The sequence below is a fragment of the Bariatricus sp. TF06-38A genome (assembly GCF_027690675.1).
GTDB classification, from domain to species: domain Bacteria; phylum Bacillota; class Clostridia; order Lachnospirales; family Lachnospiraceae; genus Allocoprococcus; species Allocoprococcus comes.
Genome location: NZ_JAQFCE010000010.1, coordinates 88,141 through 105,663 on the forward strand (window position 1 = coordinate 88,141; position 17,523 = coordinate 105,663).

Consider the following 17,523-nt stretch of genomic DNA (forward strand, 5'->3'; position numbering starts at 1 on the left):
CTGTCCTTTTAGATTTTATGAAAGTGAGGATTTTTTCATGGAACATATCATAACCAGGCGCCGCGGCTTTCGCAAGCTGTTGGCGTTTTTGCTTTGTATGGCAAGCATTTTGGGGCTTCTTCCGGCTCAGGCTTTTGCCATGTCTGTCGGACAAACGGCAAGCTCCTGGCTGGGCGACCAGTATGTGGGCTCTGATGGAAACCACTACCGCGCCCCGGCACCTTACACCTATCTTGCCTACCATGCAGACGGAACCATCGACGTACACACCAGTTCCGGGGGCAATGCTTACCGGCACTATATGCTGACGGATTCTGACGGGATCAGCCATCAGGTTTACTGTGTGGAGAGCGGGATTCCTTACCATACTTCGGAAAACACCTATGTTTCAGAAAGCGGGACCAACAGCCAATACCTGAACCTGCTTCCTGCCGAGGCAAGGAGGGGGATCACCCTGACTGCGATCTATGGCTGGAAACCCGGTGCGACGCTCCCTGTTTCCGGGATCAACGAGGATGACTATAAGATGGCAACCCAGATCATCCTTTGGGAATACCAGCAGCAGCTTAGAAGCGATCCGTACAACCGCCACGGAAACGGCCACGCAGATGGTGACCAGTATTTCAGCGTGATCGCCGGACGACCGGCTGAAAAAGCCTATGACTGGATTCTGGCACAGGTCGCTTCCCATTCCACAGTCCCTTCCTTTACTTCTTCTAAGAAAAGCGAAGCACCGGAACTGGAACTGAAATGGGATGTAGAAAAAAAGGTCTATACCCTGACGGTCACAGATACCAACAACTTGAAGATCGACCTGGAGGCTTTGAAAGGCAGCGGCGTTTCTGTGACAAGAAACGGAAATGAATACACCTTTACCAGCAGGCAGATGATGATGGACCCGGTGCTGTTTGAATTCCGAAAGAATATCCCGGTGGCAAATGACATGCTGATCTGGGGCAGACCAGGCTACCAGACCATGATGACCGGCGCCAGCGATCCGGTTTCCTTCTTTGTAAAGATCAAAACGGAAACTTACGGTACTGCAAAACTTGTCAAGACCAGTGAGGACGGCATTGTTTCCGGTATCACCTTCCATATTTCCGGTACGGACATTTTGGGAAATGAAGTCAATGAGGAAGTCACGACCGGAGAAAACGGCCAGATTGAAAAGAAGCTCCTGCCGGGAACCTATCTGGTAAAAGAGCTGCCGGTGGACCGCTATGTGACCCCTTCCGCACAGTACGTGACCATTGAAAGCGGGCAAACTTCTTCGGTACATTTCAGCAATATCCTGAAGAAGTTCCGCGTCCATGTGGTAAAGAGCGACGCTGATACCGGAAATGCCCAGGGGGACGCCACGCTTGCAGGGGCGACCTATGGGATCTTCCGTGATGGCGAACTGATCGACACTTATACTACCGGGCCGGATGGCAGCTTTATGACTCGCTATTATGTGTGCGGGGATAACTGGACGATCCGGGAGATCGAACCGAGCACCGGGTATCTTCTGAATGAAACCGTTTATGAAGTGGGTGCATCCCCTTCCCTGTATGAAGTGGAACTCAATACCACAGAAAATCAGGTGACGGAAACGGTTATTTACGGAAATATCCAGCTTGTCAAGCACACCGATGACCTGGACCCGGATGTGCCTGAGGGCGAAAATACCGACGATCCCAATGCCGGTATCATCGAACGCCCGGAAGCAGGCGCAGTCTTTGAAATTTACTTAAAGGCAGCCGGAAGCTATGACGCGGCAAAGGAAAGTGAACGCGACCTTCTTACCACGGATGCGGATGGTTTTGCTTCCAGTAAACCGCTTCCGTATGGGCATTATACGGTCCATCAAATCGCAGGCGAGGAAGGCAAAGCCTTTGTCCCGGACTTTACGGTATTCATTTCCTCTGACGGAAAGACTTACAGCTATATCCTGAACAACCGCACCATCACAGCCCGTCTGAAAGTTGAAAAATGTGACGCAGAGACCGGAAAGATTATCCCTGTGACCGGAACCGGTTTTCAGATCAAGGATCTTTCCACCGGGGAATTTATCACCCAGACCGTCTACTATCCGAACCCGGAAACACTGAATACCTTCTATGTTTCTGACGAGGGCTGGCTGATGCTGCCGGAGCCTTTGGCCGCCGGGGATTATGAACTTTATGAGGTAGCTGCTCCTTACGGCTATGTGCTTTCCGACCAGCCGGTACCGTTTACCATTGACGGCAGCGAGGCGGTTGTGACGGTCACGCAGTACAATATGCCGCAGAAAGGCCAGCTTACCATCACAAAGACCGGAGAAGTATTTGCTTCTGTCCAGGAAAACGACGGACTGTACCAACCGGTATATGAGGTTGCCGGACTTCCTGGAGCGGTCTATGATGTGATCGCAGATGAAGATATTTATACCGGTGACGGTACCTTGCGGGCAGAAAAAGATACGGTTGTGGAAACACTTACGACCGGCGAGGACGGCACAGCGAAAAGCGGGTCTCTCTATCTTGGCCGTTATCGTCTGGAGGAACGTCAGGCGCCTTCCGGCTGTGTGTTGAATCCTCAACCGGAATATGTGGAACTGACCTATGCGGGTGAGACCATAGAGGTTACACAGACAGCGGCCGGTCTTTATGACGAACGCCAGAAAGTGGATGTCACACTTTTCAAGGCAATGGAGACCGATGACCTGTTCGGTCTTGGCATGAACGAGGAATATAAGGATATTTCCTTTGGACTTTATGCTTCCGCAGACCTGACGGCGGCAGATGGCAGCGTAATCCCGGCAGGTGGACTTCTGGAAGTGGTCTCTGTTTCGTCTGAGGAATCCGGCGGTTACAGCGCTTCCTTCGCTTCCGACCTGCCTTTTGGCAGCTATTATGTCAAGGAACGCACAACCAACGGCGCCTATATCCTTTCGGATCAGGAATATCCGGTTGTCTTTGAGTATGCTGGTCAGGAAACCGCCCTGGTACAGATCCTTGTCAATGAAGGCGAGGCTGTTTCCAATGAACTTCTCCGTGGGCGTGTAGACGGTGTAAAAGTCGGGGAAAACCCGGAAGGCGGCGAGGATGTCACGCTTGCCGGTGCGCTCATGGGTCTGTTTAGACCTGATACCGAAGAATTTACTGAAGAAAATGCGCTGCTTACTGCTATTACCGGAAAAGACGGCAGTTTTTCCTTTGAGAACATTCCTTACGGACACTGGATCGTCAAGGAGATCTCTGCCCCTGACCTTTATACGGTAAGCCCGCAGCAGCACCATGTATATATCGGTGCAGACGGACAGCATATCGAGATCCGTGTGGAAAACACCCTGATCCGCGGCAGTGTGCAGGTAACTAAAACCGAAGCTGTGGAGGAACCGTCCCCTGTGGAAAAGGAGGATAAGAAAGACAAGAATTCTTTCCTGCGCTTCCTGCCCGGTGCAGTGTTCGACCTGTATGCGGATTCCAACGCCAACCAGGAATATGATCCTGACGATCAAAAGATCGGTACGCTGAAAGAAACCGATGCAGGCTATCATACGGCGGAAAACCTTCTGGCTGGCGGCTACTTTATCAAAGAAAGCAAAGCGCCGGAGGGCTATCAGCCTGACTCAAACGCTTACTATTTTTCCATCACAGAAGATGGACAGGTCGCAGTTGTGGAAAATGGAGAAGCCGGGCACGGGTTTACCAATGAGGCTTACCGCGGCAACTTAAAGATCACAAAGGATTCCAGCGACGGGCGCAAAGATGGTTTTGCCATCGAGGTTAAGAGTGCGGACGGCTCCTACTGCGAGACATTCACCACTCCAAAATCCGGCGTGATTGAAGTTAAGGGCCTTCGTGTCGGTATTTATACCGTAACAGAAGTTGCAAACCGGGCAAGCAAGGATTACATCATTCCTGATGCCGCTACGGTGGAGATCAAGGCAGATCAGACATCTACAGTCCAGTTCTTTAATGAAAAACCGGAAAAGCCGGATAACCCAAAGAACCCGGAAAAGCCTTCTGTTCCCTCCAATCCTTCCACCCCTCAAAAGCCGGTACCGCAGACCGGGGATGATCCGTATATTTTCCTGTATGGCGGACTGCTGGCAGCCGTACTGATCGGTGGCAGCGTATTTGCTGTGTATTATTTCAAAAAGGGAAAATACAGCAGGACTTCCCCGAAAAGAACGGCTGTCGGGGTTTCTGTCCTTTCACTCTGCGTTCTGGTGGCTCTTGGCAGCGGTTTTTTGGTGTTCCGTGACTTGAACCAGTATGCTGAGAGTAAAGATGCCTATCGAGATCTTGCCGGATATGTGGAAGTACCGGAGCAGACAGCTTCCCCGGAGTCGGCACCCGATCCGACAGAACCAAAACGGGACGATGCCGATATTGTCCTGCCTTCGGTAGACTTTGAAACGCTCCGTGAAAATGGACCGGACATCATCGGATGGCTTTCTCTTCCTGATACGGTGCTCAATTATCCGGTGACGCATACCGACAACAACGAGTATTACCTGAACCATCTTTATGACGGGACCTATAACAAGGTTGGCTGCCTGTTTGCCGACTATGAAAACCGGGCAGATTTTTCAGACCGCAATACGATCATTTACGGTCATAATATGCGGGATGGTTCCATGTTTGCCTTGCTGAACCGGTACGATGAACAAAGTTACTTTGATACTCACAGGCAGATGTATCTCGTTACTCCGAAGGGGGGTTATGTCATGGAGATCTTTACGGCATTTGCAGCAAAACCGGAAGAATCCGGCAGTAAAACTTCTCCCTGGCAGCTTTCCTGGAAGGATGACGGTGCTTATACTACCTGGCTTACAGCTATGAAGGAACGTTCTGCGGTGGAAAGTGATGTGACTGTGACCTGCAGCGATAAGGTACTGACCCTTTCTACCTGTACGCCGGGCGGCACAGGACGCTTTCTTGTCATGGGAAAACTCGTGAAAGTAGATAACGAAATATAGATTTTAGACGGTGCGGGGGCAAAAGCTCCCGCACCTGCTGTTTACAAGGAGGATTTTATTTTATGGTAAATACCATGATTTCCATTCCCGGCTATGTCCATCTTTACCGCTCGCTTTTGCGGTTTTACGACATGCCGGAAAATGAAGTCCGGGAAATGCTCTATCTTCTGAATACGGCAAACCTGGACTGCTATGAGTATTATCACCCGGACCGCAGTGTGATCCAGAGCGGACCGGTCGCTTTTTGCGGATGGCTGGAAACGAAAGACTGCCGCCCTTACCGCACAGAGGTACAGCTTTACAAATCGCTGCTGTTTTTGAAGCGCAGCATTGACCGTGACCTGATCGTATCAGCTCAAAGGGAGGCTCTGCAAACCCTGCGCTGTATTATCTCCAATCTGGAATACCGCTTTTATAAAGCCTATGGCATGGAGATCGAGGACAAACGCACGGTCTATGGGGAATGTACCTACCGTCTGGTTCCCAGGGAGGATGAACCCAGCGTGTGCCTGATGCACGACTGGATCTACCTGCCAACTGCCTGATGTCACGAATAATATATAAAATATGTGACATATATGAAAACTGTACTGCCTTGCAAAATTTTTGATTTTTGATGTATAAATCAGATTTTTAATGGGAACACTCAAAATAAGAGGAATAGGACCTATTGCAATCATGTCACGAATAATATATAATATTCGTGACATGAAGGGAGGCGGTATTGTGGACAACGGATATACAAAACGAATACGAGAGCGTGTTCTTTCTCTTGAAGATGGAACTGTTTTTGTGATGTCTGATTTTGCGGATATTGCAGATACATCCACTATTCGTCAAAGTTTAAGCCGTTTAGTGCAATCAGGAACATTGCGCCGTATTTTGAAAGGAGTTTATGAAAAACCAAAATATAGCAAACTTCTGGATGAATATGTGGCGGCAGACCCGGAAGCGGTGGCGAACGCATTGGCACGAAGTTATCACTGGACGATTGCCCCATGTGGGAATACAGCATTGAACCTGTTAGGTCTTTCAACACAGGTAACAGCAGTATGGTCCTATATCAGCGATGGTCCATATAAGACCTACGAGTGGAACTCTACAAAGCTGGAATTTAAGCACCGGACCAATAAGGAGATTACCGGATTGTCCTATATGACAAGTTTGGTTATACAGGCATTAAAAACGCTTGGCAGATCGAATGTTACGCCAGAAGTCATACAGATGCTTTCCGAAAAACTGACAGACAAGGATAAACAGGCTTGTTTGAAGGAAGCAACCGAGTCTACGGATTGGGTTTACGATACGATACGGCAGATTTGTGGAGGTGAAAAGGTACAATGAGAAATATAGCAAGACTTTCAGATAACGACCGCAGGGAGCTGTTCAGAAATACAGCAGATAAAATGGGGCTGAATGATGCCATCGTGGAAAAAGACTTTTGGGTATGTTTTACGCTGGATTATTTATTTCACCGCTCACCATGGAAAGAGTCCATCACCTTTAAGGGAGGTACCAGCCTTTCAAAAGCCTTTCACCTGATCAGCCGGTTTTCAGAAGATATTGATTTGATTCTGGACTGGCGTGTATTGGGATATGGCAAAGATGAACCATGGGAGAAACGTTCCAATACAAAACAGGATGCTTTTAACAAAGAAGCCAATGTGCGTGCAGAGGTATTTCTGTCCGAAACATTCTGCCCGGCAGTCAAAGCCGGCTTATCCCAGGAAATCGGTTGTGAAGCAAATGTCTACATAGATGAAAAGGATAAACAGACGGTCATTTTCGCCTATCCGCACCTTTTTACGAATACGGCGACTTTACAGGTGATCCGTTTAGAGATTGGTGCGCTGGCAGCGTGGACTCCTGCAAAAACAGCGCTGATCGAACCATACGCGGCAAAATATTATCCGAAGATTTTTGAGCAAAAAGAAACCGCAATCCTTACCGTTGCCCCGGAACGGACCTTCTGGGAAAAAGCCACAATCCTGCACCATGAAGCGAACAGACCGGAACATTTGGAAATGCCGCAGCGGTATTCCAGACATTATTATGATCTCTACCGCATGGCTGCAACACCGGTCAAAGAAGCTGCTTTTTCCAGGCTGGATCTCCTGAAGAAAGTTGTAGATTTCAAAATGAAATTCTATCCCAGAGCATGGGCGAAGTACCCGGAGGCTGTGCCGGGCACATTAAAATTACTCCCGCCGGAATATCGGTTCGCAGCATTGGAAACGGACTATAACTCTATGCAGGATATGTTGTATGGGGATATTCCGACATTTGAGACAGTCATAGCAGCGGTCCAGGAACTGGAAAAAGAGATCAATACACTATAAACAATTACATATCCATTTATTTGCCGGCTATTCTAAGATGCTTTAGAATAGCCGGTTTCTTGTTTTCAAAGGAGGGATGCTATATTACGCAAAATGAAGTCAATGCCGTTTTTGACGAACAGGTACGGCTCTGTGCTGATACCTTGAAACGAAAAACCAAAGAATACACCGGGGATGACCCGGACCGGCTGATTGCATTTAAGGCAGCGGCAGCTTTACAGCATACAACGCCCCAGCGTGCCCTTGCCGGTATGCTGGCAAAGCATATTGTTTCTCTGTACGATATGTGCTTTGCCGAGGAAACAGTTTATCCGATGGACACATGGGACGAAAAGATCACAGACAGTCTTAACTATCTGTTCTTACTGAAAGCGATTGTAAAGGAGGGACATACCAATTAAACAGATTGAAGTAAAAATTTTGAACTGCCAGGCGGTAGCGGAAGCAGAAAAAAACATGGTCTTTGCGGCAAGACTTACCCAGCAGGGACATAAGATTGCCTCAATGGACGACCTGATGGAGCTCTACGAAAAATCATTCAGCGTTCAGACAGTAGCAGCTATGGGGGCGCTTCCCCATCCTACCATCCAGAAATTTGCGGTGATCACGGTAGCCATTGTCGGCGCCAGCAGGCGTTTTCTGGCGCAGATCACCCGCCACCAGAACGAAGTAAAATTTATGAGTGCATCGCTGCAGTACAGCAACTATACGGGACAGGCGGATTTCGCTGTCCCGTATTCTATTATGACGGCTCCGGCAGTGGTACGGGAATTGTACTTAAAAAGCTGTAATGAAAGCATGAAATGTTATGAAGCCCTGTGCACTGCCGGAAGTGGGCACGATGCGGCCGGCTATGCCACGCCCCAGGGATTACGGAATGTACTGCTCATCAGCGCCACCCCTTATCAGTGGAAACATATCATCAGCCAGCGGGTATGCCGGAGAAATACAGATGAAACAAGGATCGTGCTGCTAAAGGTCTGGAAAGAACTTTATGAACTAAGCCCTGCTTTGTTTGCCCCGTCACTGACCGGGCCTTTCTGTCAGATAGATCGATGTCTGGAAGGTAAAATGACCTGTGGACGAAAACTGCAGGCAGATATGACGCCAAAGGATATTTTAGAAAAAGACTATCCTGCTCTTTGGGAAGGAGGCTGCCGATGAAAATAAAACTGATTGACTTTGGCGTACCGGAGCACCAGCGTCCTTACCGTCCGCATGGCAATGATGCCGGGGCAGATGTTTATCTGCCCTATGACTGCACCTTACAGCCCGGAGAAATCGCCAAAATTCCTCTTGGTTTTGGACTGGAAATACCGGATGGGTATGCAGGATATATCTTTCCCCGTACCAGTATGGCGGTAAAAGGTCTGGTCTGTGAACTGCCACCTGTGGATTCCGGCTACCGTGGAGAGATCCATGCGATCATCAGCAATGTAAGCAATCAGGCGCAGTCTCTTTTTAAGGGAGCCCGTATCGGGCAGCTTGTGATCACGCCGATCGTCATTGCGGATTTTGTAACCGATCTGGGAACAGAACGAGGAACCGGCAGCTTTGGCAGTACCGGCGAATAGAAAAAGGCTGTTTGGAGAACAGTTTTTGAATACTTATCGGTATAGGGAGCGGACATTTCGAGAACATTATAAAATATAATAAAGAAAGTCACGAAAAAAGCGGCCATTACCGTGACCGCTTACTTTCTGCTATTGAGTTCTTTCATAATACCGAGGATATATTGCATGGATTGAGGATCAAGCTGTCTTGCCTCTGCAATGAATTCCTTCAAGGTTTCCGGGTAAGTATTTCCTTCATCAAAGAATTCCTGCGGAGTCACACCCAGATATTCGCAGATGTAGAAAAAAGACTGCATAGCGGGAAGTGACTTTTTATTCTCAATATTATTGATGTAGTTGTTTGCCTGACCTAACGATAAAGACATATCGCGTGCGGAAACTCCTTTTTGTGTCCGCAGCTTCGCTAATCGTTCCGGGACAAAATCTTCATACATCGCCTTCACCTCCCATTCTGTAATAGATTGTACCTTACACCCCTTTATTATCCGCAAAGAGAAAAAGGGTATTATCGTTGACTTGCTAAATAAAATCTATTACTATGTGAAAAGTGAAGAATTTTACCTATCAGATGGAGGGATGACCGATGAAAGGAAAGACTTGCTGTGTTACCGGACACAGGGATTTGCCGCAGAATGAGATTAACAAAATAAAAGCCGCTTTGGAACATGAGATCGATGCTGCCGTTACAGATGGATTCACCTGTTTTATGAGTGGCTTTGCAGATGGCGTGGATCAGTATTTTGCAGAGCTGGTGTTGGAAAGAAAGCAGACCAATCCGGCGCTGGAGCTGATCGCAGTGATCCCTTACCGCAAGCGTCTGGACAGCCTGAATAAGAAAACAAGAACCCGTGAACTGCTGGAGGCTTGTGCGGATGTTGTTGTCATACAGGAAAAATATCTCCCAAGCGTCTACTCCCACAGAAACCGCTATATGGTGGAGCACTCCGACCGAGTGATCGCTGTATATGACGGACGGGAAACCGGCGGTACGGCAAAGACGATCCGCTTCACCCATCGGATGAAGAAGGAACTGCGGGAAATCCCGGTTGGAGAGATCGTCCTGCCGGATCACTTGAAACCAAAAACAAAATAGATACCTATTGATGCGCTCACTTTGAAGTGGGCGTTTTTCTTTACCCATTTTTAGGAGGAATGCTTATGTGGAACCTGATTTCATATTTCCTTACCTTTGCCGGAGGAATGGCTTCCGGCGTTATGCTGATGTGTCTTATGCAAACCGGAAAACTTGCGGATAAAGAATTTGAAACTATGAAGGAGGAATAAAAATTGAAACTTGTGATTGCAGAAAAGCCCTCTGTTGCTATGTCACTGGCAGCAGTATTAGGCGCAACGAAAAGAAAAGATGGTTATCTCGAAGGTTCCGGCTATCTGGTGAGCTGGTGCGTGGGACATCTTTTGGAACTGGCACAGCCGGAGGCTTACAAAGAACAGTACGCCAAATGGCGGTATGAGGACCTTCCGATCCTGCCGGAAAACTGGAAATATGAAGTTCCAAAGGATAAGAAAACGCAGCTTGCTCTTTTGTGCCGGCTGATGAAGGACAAACGGGTTGATTCCGTGGTATGCGCTACGGATGCCGGGCGTGAAGGAGAACTGATCTTCCGTCTGGTCTATGAATATGCCGGATGTAATAAGCCTATGGAACGGCTTTGGATTTCCAGTATGGAGGATGCGGCGATCCGTGAGGGTTTTGACCATCTCTGTCCCGGCAGTGATTACGATAAGCTCTATGATGCGGCAGTATGCCGGGCAGGAGCCGACTGGCTGATCGGGATCAATGCCACCCGGCTTTTTTCTGTCCTGTATGGTGTCACCCTAAATGTCGGCCGTGTTATGTCACCGACACTGGCACTTTTGGTACAGCGTGAGTCGGATATTGAATCCTTCATCAGTAAGCCTTTTTATGTGCCGGAAATCACCTGCGGAGGTTTTACTGCTTCCGGCGAAAAAATGACGGAACGATCCGAGGCTGAAAAAATCCGTATGGACTGTGACCACAACTCCGCTTTTGTGCGTTCTGTGGAAAAGCAGGTAAAAACTATACAGCCTCCCCGCCTTTATGACCTTACAACTCTGCAAAGGGAATGTAACCGTATTTATGGCTATACGGCTCAACAGACCCTTGATTATGTGCAATCTCTCTATGAAAAGAAGCTGGCAACCTATCCGAGAACGGACAGCCAGTATTTGACGAAGGACATGCAGGCAACCGCCGCTTCCCTGATCCTGTGGCTGCGTGACAATATGACCTTTGGAAAAGGCTACGCCGGAGAGCCGGACATTGACCGGGTAACAGATGACAGCAAAGTGACTGACCACCATGCCATTATCCCAACTGTGGAAATCGCACGGACAGACCTGTCAGAGCTTCCTTCCGGGGAGCGGGATGTGCTTACCCTGCTTGCCGTCAGACTGCTTTGTGCCACAACGCAGGTACACCGATTTGAAGCGGTCACCGCTATATTGGACTGCCAGGGATATACTTTTACGGCAAAAGGAAAGACTATTTTACAGTCCGGCTGGAAAGAGGTGGAACGGATTCACCGTATGAGTATCAGGCAGAGTGAAACGGAACACAAAGAAAATGAAGCTGTCGCTCTCCCTGTGCTGCAGGAAGGACAGACTTTTGAAGCTGTATCAGCAAGTCTCCGTGAAGGGAAAACTTCACCGCCGAAGCACTATACGGAGGACACACTGCTGTCCGCTATGGAGACTGCCGGTGCGGAAGATATGCCGGAAGATGCCGAGCGTAAAGGATTGGGTACTCCGGCTACCCGTGCGGCAACACTGGAAAAGCTGGTTTCTGCCGGATTTGTACAGCGAAAGAAAAAGCAGCTCATTCCTACGGAAAAAGGAAAGAACCTGATCGCAGTCCTGCCGGACAATATCAAATCTCCCATCTTAACTGCAGAATGGGAATCCATGCTGAAACAAGTGGAACATGGCGAACTGTCGGCAACATCTTTTATGGATCAGATTGCAGATATGAGCCGGACGCTGGTAAAAGAACATACTACCCCGGAAGAACGTTTTGCGGATCTGTTTCCTTCTTCCAAAGGAACTGCACACGAAGCCGTGGGGGTATGTCCCCGCTGCGGTGCCCCGGTATTTGAAGGAAAGAAAGGTTTTTTCTGCGGCAACAGGGAATGTTCTTTTGCTCTTTGGAAAGATAACCGTTTCTTTTCCAGCAAGAAAAAATCTATCACAAAGTCTGTGGCAGCGGCTCTTTTGAAAGAGGGCCGCATTTCTATGTCCGGGCTTTACAGTGAAAAAACAGGAAGGACCTATGATGCGGAAGTGATCCTGGATGATACCGGCGGTAAATATGTGAATTTCAAGCTGGAATTTCCCGTAAAGAAAGGCAGGCGCAAATGATTGATCGAAAAACCTTTGAATATGGAGGTTATCACTTCACGCCCATACGAAAATTTTACAAAAAAGAAGGCGACTTTTTCGCCATATCGAAACGGCTGGCAAGTGACCCCAACTTAGGGCTGTGTACCTATCAGGAGCGGCAAAAGGTACCCTTTGATTATAGAGGGTTTTATGCTGTTTCAACTGACAAAGAATGTGATATTTTCCGCTGCGAAGAAAATGGCTTGTTGTATGTACCGGGAAAAAACGAACTTTTTATTTACCATGAACCAAAACAGAAAAAGCGGAACTCTATCGCCGATGCCCTTTCACAGTCCAGGAATGTTACTGATGCAACCGGAATTTCCGGCGGCAGACAAAGCAGTGACCCGGAAAGGTAGGCATTATGGCAGAGAGGGAATTAAAACGCTCGGAGCAGTCTGCAATCCGAAAGCTGGTTACAGAGCTTTGCGCCAACTATGACTCTCAGGATAAGATCTGCCTTCCCCTGGACAGCCCTTGCTACATGCTGAATAAATGGTGGACCGGTGCTTATTGCCGGTACTTTGAAAAAGCGGTGTTGCCGGTGGATGCAGCACTGGAATCAGCCATTACCGGCGAGGACACCTCCATGAGACAGAAAATATGCTCTGTGTGTGGAAAATCATATCTTCCTATAACCAGCCAGGCATATTGCTCCGATGCCTGCCGGGTCTATGCAAGACGGAAATCCGAGCGGAAACGCAAACGTCGGCAGCGGCAAAACCAACCATGATATGTCCGCAACTTAGCCCCAAAAGTCCTTGATTTTCAATGGCTATTCGCATCTGTTTTTAAGGGAGCTGTATAAGAATACTCCGGTGCTTTGAAATGAGGTTAAGTTGCGGACAAAACTTATATTTTAACAAAAACGATAGGAGGCGATTTTTTGAATATCAACACGATTACTGCAGAGGATCTTCGCCGTATGCCGGATAAGGAAGGACTGATTTTACAGGGCTGCGGCGGAGATCTGACAGAATGGGTGGACGGGATCAACGAAATGTTGACAAATGCAGGCATATTGAAAGATGGCAGCCAGTTTGAAAATGTGTTTGCTTTTCAGCACGGAGAACTGACCTGTCTGCTTTACCCTTTTGATGATGTGAAACTGGATATAGGGAAACTTGCCCTGTGGCGTTTACAGACCCATGAAGTCTATGGCGGCACATGGCTGTCGGACTTTGTGCCGAATTATTTAGGCGGATTTATAGAAACACCGGAACCATTGGCAGATAAACCGGACTGCCCTCTGATCGGAGCAGATGGGAACATTTTTAATCTGCTTGGTATTGCTTCCCGTACTTTGCGGGAGCATGGTCTAAAAGAACAGGCAAAAGAAATGTCTGACCGGGTATTTGCTTCCGGCAGTTATGGAGAAGCGCTCTGTATCATTGGCGAATATGTCAACATCACAGATTCCGAACCAGAGCATAAGAATTCTCTCCGTCAGCAGCTAAAGGCAACAAAACCGGCAGACCCAGTAAAAAAGCAACAAACTTCCAAACAGCAGGAACGATAAGGAGGGATGCGAAATGGAAAGGAAACGGACCTATGGTGTATGGGCAGTACGAAGCAGCACTTCTATTTTCGGACCGGCACAAAGCTGGTGCAAGGAAAATGGAAAACCGTTGGAGTTTGATAGCAAAGCCGACGCTGAAAACTATGCAAAGGAAGCCAACGAGCATACGACAGCAAATGTCCGATACTATGTGAAAGAAAAAGAACCGGAACCCGGCGCTGTTCGGAAAGGAACATCTCAACCGGAACTGGATGCGCGCAGCCATGAAGAAGTAATACCAAGAAATGATGCAGCGGAAAAACAAAACGAGATTCCGGGCCGACAGATTCCTTCTCAAACAGATCCGCTGGTAGAAATCCGCTCTGCGGTCCATAGTAATTACGCGGGTATGGTCGCTATGCTGGGTGCGGACAACCGTGTGTATTTGGGGCGTGAGGAACGTTGCCATTACCAGGATATGCAGCCATCTTACTATGACAATCAGGACGGTTCCCTGTGTTTTGTCTGTGATCAGCCCGATATGTATTATTTTCTTTATGGAGAAGGCTGGGCGCATACCCAGACGGAAATGTTGGAACGAGGGCTTACCTTGCGCCAGTATGAAGAATTTGCGAGACTGCAAAATGGGGTCCTTGCACAGTTTACCACCCAAAGAGAAATTCTGTTTGCCGGACAGCCGTTTCAGGCGCCGGAAAGTTATCTTCGCAATGCGGAACTTTATGAGGAAGGACAAACCGGGAACTACAATATGCTGGATGGCAGGCTGAACAACGAACCTCCTGTGCGCCCGGATCTGACAGACGGACAGACGGATGAAGAAATCCGGGAGCTGGTGCCGGAAGCAAAGCCGTCTTTGATGGACCGTTTGAAAGCAGACAAACCGGAGCATGAAGCAAGGCAGATGATCCCTCCTGTGCCGGAAAGGGAACGCTGATGGCCGGGGTAAGATTTGAGGATGTAGATCTTTTGGGTGCTCTTTCCCGTATCGTAGATCTTCATACCCAACATTATAAAGAGGACTTTGACCTGGATAAGGAACTGATTTCAAAACTGGCTGTGTCAGACCGTTCAGAGGATAAACAGCTTCTTTGGATGTCACGCCCTTGCGGAACCTATACCCTGCGCGAACGGGAAGTTTATCTGGATGGAAGCCATGAAAATAAAGTGTGGCGGTTTTACCAGGAACAGACAAATGATCCCGTTTTGGCTTATGCCATCTCTTTGAAAGAAGTCAGGGACGGAAAAATATTTGGCAATCTCTATCCGCTAAATTATAGAGAACATGTGGAACGGATGAAAAAGCTGACCTGTCCAATCGGAAATGTAGCCGTTGCATTTGCGGATGGAAATGTTATCACGATTCCCTATCAGGAACGGAGACAGCTTATGAACCGGTTTATGCCAGAGCATGGAGTCCCTAAAACAATGACTTATCTGCCGGAAAATGAGCCGGAGCTGATGATGATTCTAAAACGGGAACGCTTCAAACGCAGCTATCATGCGACAGCCGGAAATCTGGAGGAATATCTTGATAAGCTGGAAAAGACCACCCTGCGGGAAAAACTCAAAAGAGCAAAGACGGTGGTTTCAACACAGGAGGTCTCATCTCATAAAAGAGGGTTGGAACGATGAAGGGCGGGCATAACAAAAAATCCGTCCGCGTCGAATTTGTCATGTCCGAACCGGAGGCCGAACTGGTAAAAGAACGCATGGCGGAACTTGGCATTACCAACCTGTCGGCATATCTGCGAAAGATGGCCGTAGACGGTTACATCATTCACCTTGATATGGGAGATATTCAGGAAATGATCCGGCTTCTCCGCATTTGTTCCAATAACTTAAACCAATATACCAGACGGGCCAATGAGACCGGCAATATTTATGCCGCAGATATAGATGACATCCGCACCCGTCTGGACAGCCTTTGGGATGGCATGGACAAACTGATCCGGGGATTTGCAAACATTTCATAAACAGCCGGAAAGCCGTTGCTTTCTTTTTGCCGTCACGGTAAAATTTTTATAAGGGCAGATGCCCTTCTGAAAGGAGGCAAAGCGTATGCGTTTGATAGGTAAATTACTGGCACTTCCCTTTATGCTGGTTACGGGGATTCTTTATCTGGTATGTAAATTTTTAGTGGTTTTTTCCGGTGCGGTACTTGGGATTCTTTCCGGGATCATCTTTCTGGCGGCATTGGTGCTGTTCTTTGTCGCAGGTTTTTTGCCGGGTCTTGCATGGCTTATGATCGCCTTTCTTATCAGTCCATACGGTCTGCCTCTGGCGGCTGCATGGCTGGTAGGGATCATTGGCGGGGCAAACAGTGCCTTAAAGGATTTTATATTTGGTTAAGCAGATTTGGCGGGGCGCATAGGCAGCCCCGCTCTTTTTCTGCAATTATAACTTCTCTGATTGAAATTAAGTTAAGGAGGTGACGAAAATAGCGACCACAAGACTGATGCCTCTGCATGTAGGAAAAGGTCGGAATATCTCTACTGCGATTGCAGATATTATTGATTATGTAGAAAATCCGCAGAAAACCGATTTTGGAAAATTCATTTATGGCTATGAGTGTGATACCCGGCTTGCTGATGCAGAGTTTCTTCTGTCCAAACGACAGTATGCAAATCTGACCGGCAGAAATCAGGGTGCAGATGATGTGATCGCCTACCATCTCCGTCAGGCATTTAAGCCCGGCGAAGTTACGCCAGAAGAAGCTAATCAGATCGGCAGGGAGCTGGCACTGAAGCTCACAAAAGGAAACCATGCCTTTGTTGTCTGCACCCATGTGGATAAGCACCATGTCCATAATCACATCATTATCAACTCTACTACACTGGACTGTCAGAAAAAATTTCGCAACTTCTGGGGTTCTACCTGGGCAATCCGGCGAATGAATGACAAGCTGTGTTTGGAACATGGACTTTCGATTGTAGAAAATCCGAAACCCAGCCGAGAGCATTATGGCACATGGCTGGGGAATAAAAAGCAGCCTTCCTTTCAGGAGCAGATACGCATTGCTATTGATGCTGCATTAGAGGAAAAGCCAAAAGATTTTGAGGAACTTCTACAGAAGCTGGAAACTGCTGGGCTGGAAGTCAACCGTGAAAGAAAACATCTTCGGTTCCGAGTTCCGGGACAAGAAAATTATACCCGATGCGATACGCTCAAAGGCGATTATACAGAACAAGCCATCAAAGAACGGATTGCCGGTACACGGACAGTAAAACCCCGCCATGCCTTTTCTAAAAAAACGGTTTCCAAAGTTGGATTGCTGGTTGATATTGAAGTTGCAATCCGTTCCGGCAAGGGCCCTGGTTATGAGCGCTGGGCAAAAGTGTTCAACCTAAAGCAGCTTTCTCAGGCAGTGCTCTACTTAAAAGAACATGGCGATATGGGTTATGAGGATCTTCTGGAAAAAGCCAACGCCACTACCACTAATTTCAATACCTTATCCGTTCAGATCAAAGATCTGGAGTCAAAAATGAACGCCAATGCCGAGCTGCAAAAACAGATCGTAAACTATGCGAAAACGCGGGCTGTCTATGTAGAATATCGCAAAGCCGGGTACAGCAAAAAATTCCGAACAGAACATGAAGCTGAAATTCTGCTGCACCAGGCGGCAAAGAATCATTTTGACGAGCTGGGAATCAAAAAGCTCCCCTCTGTCAAATCTCTCCGGGAGGAATACACCGATCTTCTGGAACAAAAACGGAAAGCCTATTCTGC

The 17,523-nt window shown here is 48.0% G+C and carries 19 protein-coding genes; 18 read left to right on the forward strand and 1 reads right to left on the reverse strand.

Translation table 11 applies throughout. The features are described 5' to 3' along the window. Positions 1–37 precede the first annotated feature (37 nt). The 7 genes from srtB (at position 38) to PG418_RS09720 (ending at position 8,861) form a co-directional block, all read left to right on the forward strand. The gene (srtB, locus tag PG418_RS09690) at positions 38–4,948 is read left to right on the forward strand and encodes a class B sortase (protein ID WP_067536897.1); all 4,911 of its coding nucleotides are present in this window, start codon (positions 38–40) and stop codon (positions 4,946–4,948) included. A 62-nt stretch (positions 4,949–5,010) separates the two neighbouring features. Beyond that, entirely contained in the window at positions 5,011–5,493 is a 483-nt protein-coding gene (locus tag PG418_RS09695) for a hypothetical protein (protein WP_015542949.1), read from the forward strand. A gap of 181 nt (positions 5,494–5,674) precedes the next feature. After that, the gene (locus PG418_RS09700; protein WP_055158509.1) at positions 5,675–6,292 is read left to right on the forward strand and encodes a DUF6088 family protein; all 618 of its coding nucleotides are present in this window, start codon (positions 5,675–5,677) and stop codon (positions 6,290–6,292) included. Continuing rightward, on the forward strand, positions 6,289–7,287 hold the full coding sequence (locus PG418_RS09705; protein ID WP_055158508.1) for a nucleotidyl transferase AbiEii/AbiGii toxin family protein: 999 nt from the start codon (positions 6,289–6,291) through the stop codon (positions 7,285–7,287). Before PG418_RS09700 ends, PG418_RS09705 begins: the two co-directional genes overlap by 4 nt. An 83-nt stretch (positions 7,288–7,370) precedes the next feature. Next, a complete protein-coding gene (locus tag PG418_RS09710; RefSeq protein WP_117650594.1) occupies positions 7,371–7,688 on the forward strand; it encodes a hypothetical protein in 318 nt (105 codons plus the stop codon). Next, positions 7,684–8,451: an FAD-dependent thymidylate synthase gene (locus PG418_RS09715; protein WP_270614381.1), complete on the forward strand. Its 768-nt coding sequence runs from the start codon at positions 7,684–7,686 to the stop codon at positions 8,449–8,451. The genes PG418_RS09710 and PG418_RS09715 overlap by 5 nt, the downstream gene beginning before the upstream one ends. Continuing rightward, complete coding sequence (locus PG418_RS09720) at positions 8,448–8,861, forward strand: dUTP diphosphatase (protein ID WP_005361111.1); 414 nt, start codon at positions 8,448–8,450, stop codon at positions 8,859–8,861. Before PG418_RS09715 ends, PG418_RS09720 begins: the two co-directional genes overlap by 4 nt. 119 nt (positions 8,862–8,980) lie before the next feature. Here the strand turns inward: PG418_RS09720 and PG418_RS09725 are convergent, their stop codons facing one another. After that, positions 8,981–9,295, reverse strand: a complete 315-nt coding sequence (locus tag PG418_RS09725; protein ID WP_005361112.1) for a helix-turn-helix domain-containing protein — start codon at positions 9,293–9,295, stop codon at positions 8,981–8,983. A 149-nt stretch (positions 9,296–9,444) separates the two neighbouring features. On the opposite strand from PG418_RS09725, the gene PG418_RS09730 reads away from it, so the two are divergent. The 11 genes from PG418_RS09730 to PG418_RS09780 all read left to right on the forward strand — a co-directional run. After that, on the forward strand, positions 9,445–9,954 hold the full coding sequence (locus tag PG418_RS09730; RefSeq protein WP_055158503.1) for an SLOG family protein: 510 nt from the start codon (positions 9,445–9,447) through the stop codon (positions 9,952–9,954). A 65-nt stretch (positions 9,955–10,019) separates the two neighbouring features. Next, positions 10,020–10,145 (forward strand): DUF3789 domain-containing protein, encoded by a 126-nt coding sequence (locus tag PG418_RS09735; protein WP_117650589.1) that lies wholly within the window; start codon positions 10,020–10,022, stop codon positions 10,143–10,145. Positions 10,146–10,148: 3 nt separating this feature from the next. Next, positions 10,149–12,257, forward strand: a complete 2,109-nt coding sequence (locus tag PG418_RS09740; protein ID WP_117650590.1) for a DNA topoisomerase 3 — start codon at positions 10,149–10,151, stop codon at positions 12,255–12,257. Further along, the gene (locus tag PG418_RS09745) at positions 12,254–12,637 is read left to right on the forward strand and encodes a hypothetical protein (RefSeq protein WP_015542944.1); all 384 of its coding nucleotides are present in this window, start codon (positions 12,254–12,256) and stop codon (positions 12,635–12,637) included. The genes PG418_RS09740 and PG418_RS09745 overlap by 4 nt, the downstream gene beginning before the upstream one ends. Positions 12,638–12,642: 5 nt before the next feature. Then, positions 12,643–13,011, forward strand: a complete 369-nt coding sequence (locus PG418_RS09750) for a cysteine-rich VLP protein (RefSeq protein WP_015542943.1) — start codon at positions 12,643–12,645, stop codon at positions 13,009–13,011. 192 nt (positions 13,012–13,203) lie between these two features. Next, positions 13,204–13,797 (forward strand): hypothetical protein, encoded by a 594-nt coding sequence (locus PG418_RS09755; RefSeq protein ID WP_442871277.1) that lies wholly within the window; start codon positions 13,204–13,206, stop codon positions 13,795–13,797. Between the two features lie 13 nt (positions 13,798–13,810). Further along, positions 13,811–14,731, forward strand: coding sequence for a DUF4316 domain-containing protein (locus tag PG418_RS09760; RefSeq protein ID WP_064785837.1), 921 nt, complete (start codon positions 13,811–13,813; stop codon positions 14,729–14,731). Beyond that, positions 14,731–15,429, forward strand: coding sequence for a hypothetical protein (locus PG418_RS09765; protein WP_118654718.1), 699 nt, complete (start codon positions 14,731–14,733; stop codon positions 15,427–15,429). Before PG418_RS09760 ends, PG418_RS09765 begins: the two co-directional genes overlap by 1 nt. After that, positions 15,426–15,770 (forward strand): plasmid mobilization protein, encoded by a 345-nt coding sequence (locus tag PG418_RS09770; RefSeq protein ID WP_005361131.1) that lies wholly within the window; start codon positions 15,426–15,428, stop codon positions 15,768–15,770. The genes PG418_RS09765 and PG418_RS09770 overlap by 4 nt, the downstream gene beginning before the upstream one ends. Before the next feature lie 85 nt (positions 15,771–15,855). Beyond that, positions 15,856–16,146, forward strand: coding sequence for a CD1845 family protein (locus PG418_RS09775; RefSeq protein ID WP_117552653.1), 291 nt, complete (start codon positions 15,856–15,858; stop codon positions 16,144–16,146). A gap of 88 nt (positions 16,147–16,234) precedes the next feature. Continuing rightward, positions 16,235–17,523 (forward strand): relaxase/mobilization nuclease domain-containing protein (locus PG418_RS09780; protein WP_498837332.1); only part of this gene is annotated, 1,289 nt, incomplete at its 3' end.

Excerpts from the sequence above, each read along its gene's own strand:
- PG418_RS09695 (WP_015542949.1), top strand. The coding sequence starts at position 5,011 with ATGGTAAATACCATGATTTCCATTCCCGGCTATGTCCATCTTTACCGC.
- PG418_RS09770 (WP_005361131.1), top strand. The coding sequence starts at position 15,426 with ATGAAGGGCGGGCATAACAAAAAATCCGTCCGCGTCGAATTTGTCATG.
- PG418_RS09750 (WP_015542943.1), top strand. The coding sequence starts at position 12,643 with ATGGCAGAGAGGGAATTAAAACGCTCGGAGCAGTCTGCAATCCGAAAG.
- PG418_RS09720 (WP_005361111.1), top strand. The coding sequence starts at position 8,448 with ATGAAAATAAAACTGATTGACTTTGGCGTACCGGAGCACCAGCGTCCT.
- PG418_RS09725 (WP_005361112.1), bottom strand. The coding sequence starts at position 9,295 with ATGTATGAAGATTTTGTCCCGGAACGATTAGCGAAGCTGCGGACACAA.
- PG418_RS09730 (WP_055158503.1), top strand. The coding sequence starts at position 9,445 with ATGAAAGGAAAGACTTGCTGTGTTACCGGACACAGGGATTTGCCGCAG.
- PG418_RS09755 (WP_442871277.1), top strand. The coding sequence starts at position 13,204 with ATGCCGGATAAGGAAGGACTGATTTTACAGGGCTGCGGCGGAGATCTG.
- PG418_RS09745 (WP_015542944.1), top strand. The coding sequence starts at position 12,254 with ATGATTGATCGAAAAACCTTTGAATATGGAGGTTATCACTTCACGCCC.
- PG418_RS09765 (WP_118654718.1), top strand. The coding sequence starts at position 14,731 with ATGGCCGGGGTAAGATTTGAGGATGTAGATCTTTTGGGTGCTCTTTCC.
- PG418_RS09760 (WP_064785837.1), top strand. The coding sequence starts at position 13,811 with ATGGAAAGGAAACGGACCTATGGTGTATGGGCAGTACGAAGCAGCACT.
- PG418_RS09775 (WP_117552653.1), top strand. The coding sequence starts at position 15,856 with ATGCGTTTGATAGGTAAATTACTGGCACTTCCCTTTATGCTGGTTACG.
- srtB (WP_067536897.1), top strand. The coding sequence starts at position 38 with ATGGAACATATCATAACCAGGCGCCGCGGCTTTCGCAAGCTGTTGGCG.
- PG418_RS09735 (WP_117650589.1), top strand. The coding sequence starts at position 10,020 with ATGTGGAACCTGATTTCATATTTCCTTACCTTTGCCGGAGGAATGGCT.
- PG418_RS09705 (WP_055158508.1), top strand. The coding sequence starts at position 6,289 with ATGAGAAATATAGCAAGACTTTCAGATAACGACCGCAGGGAGCTGTTC.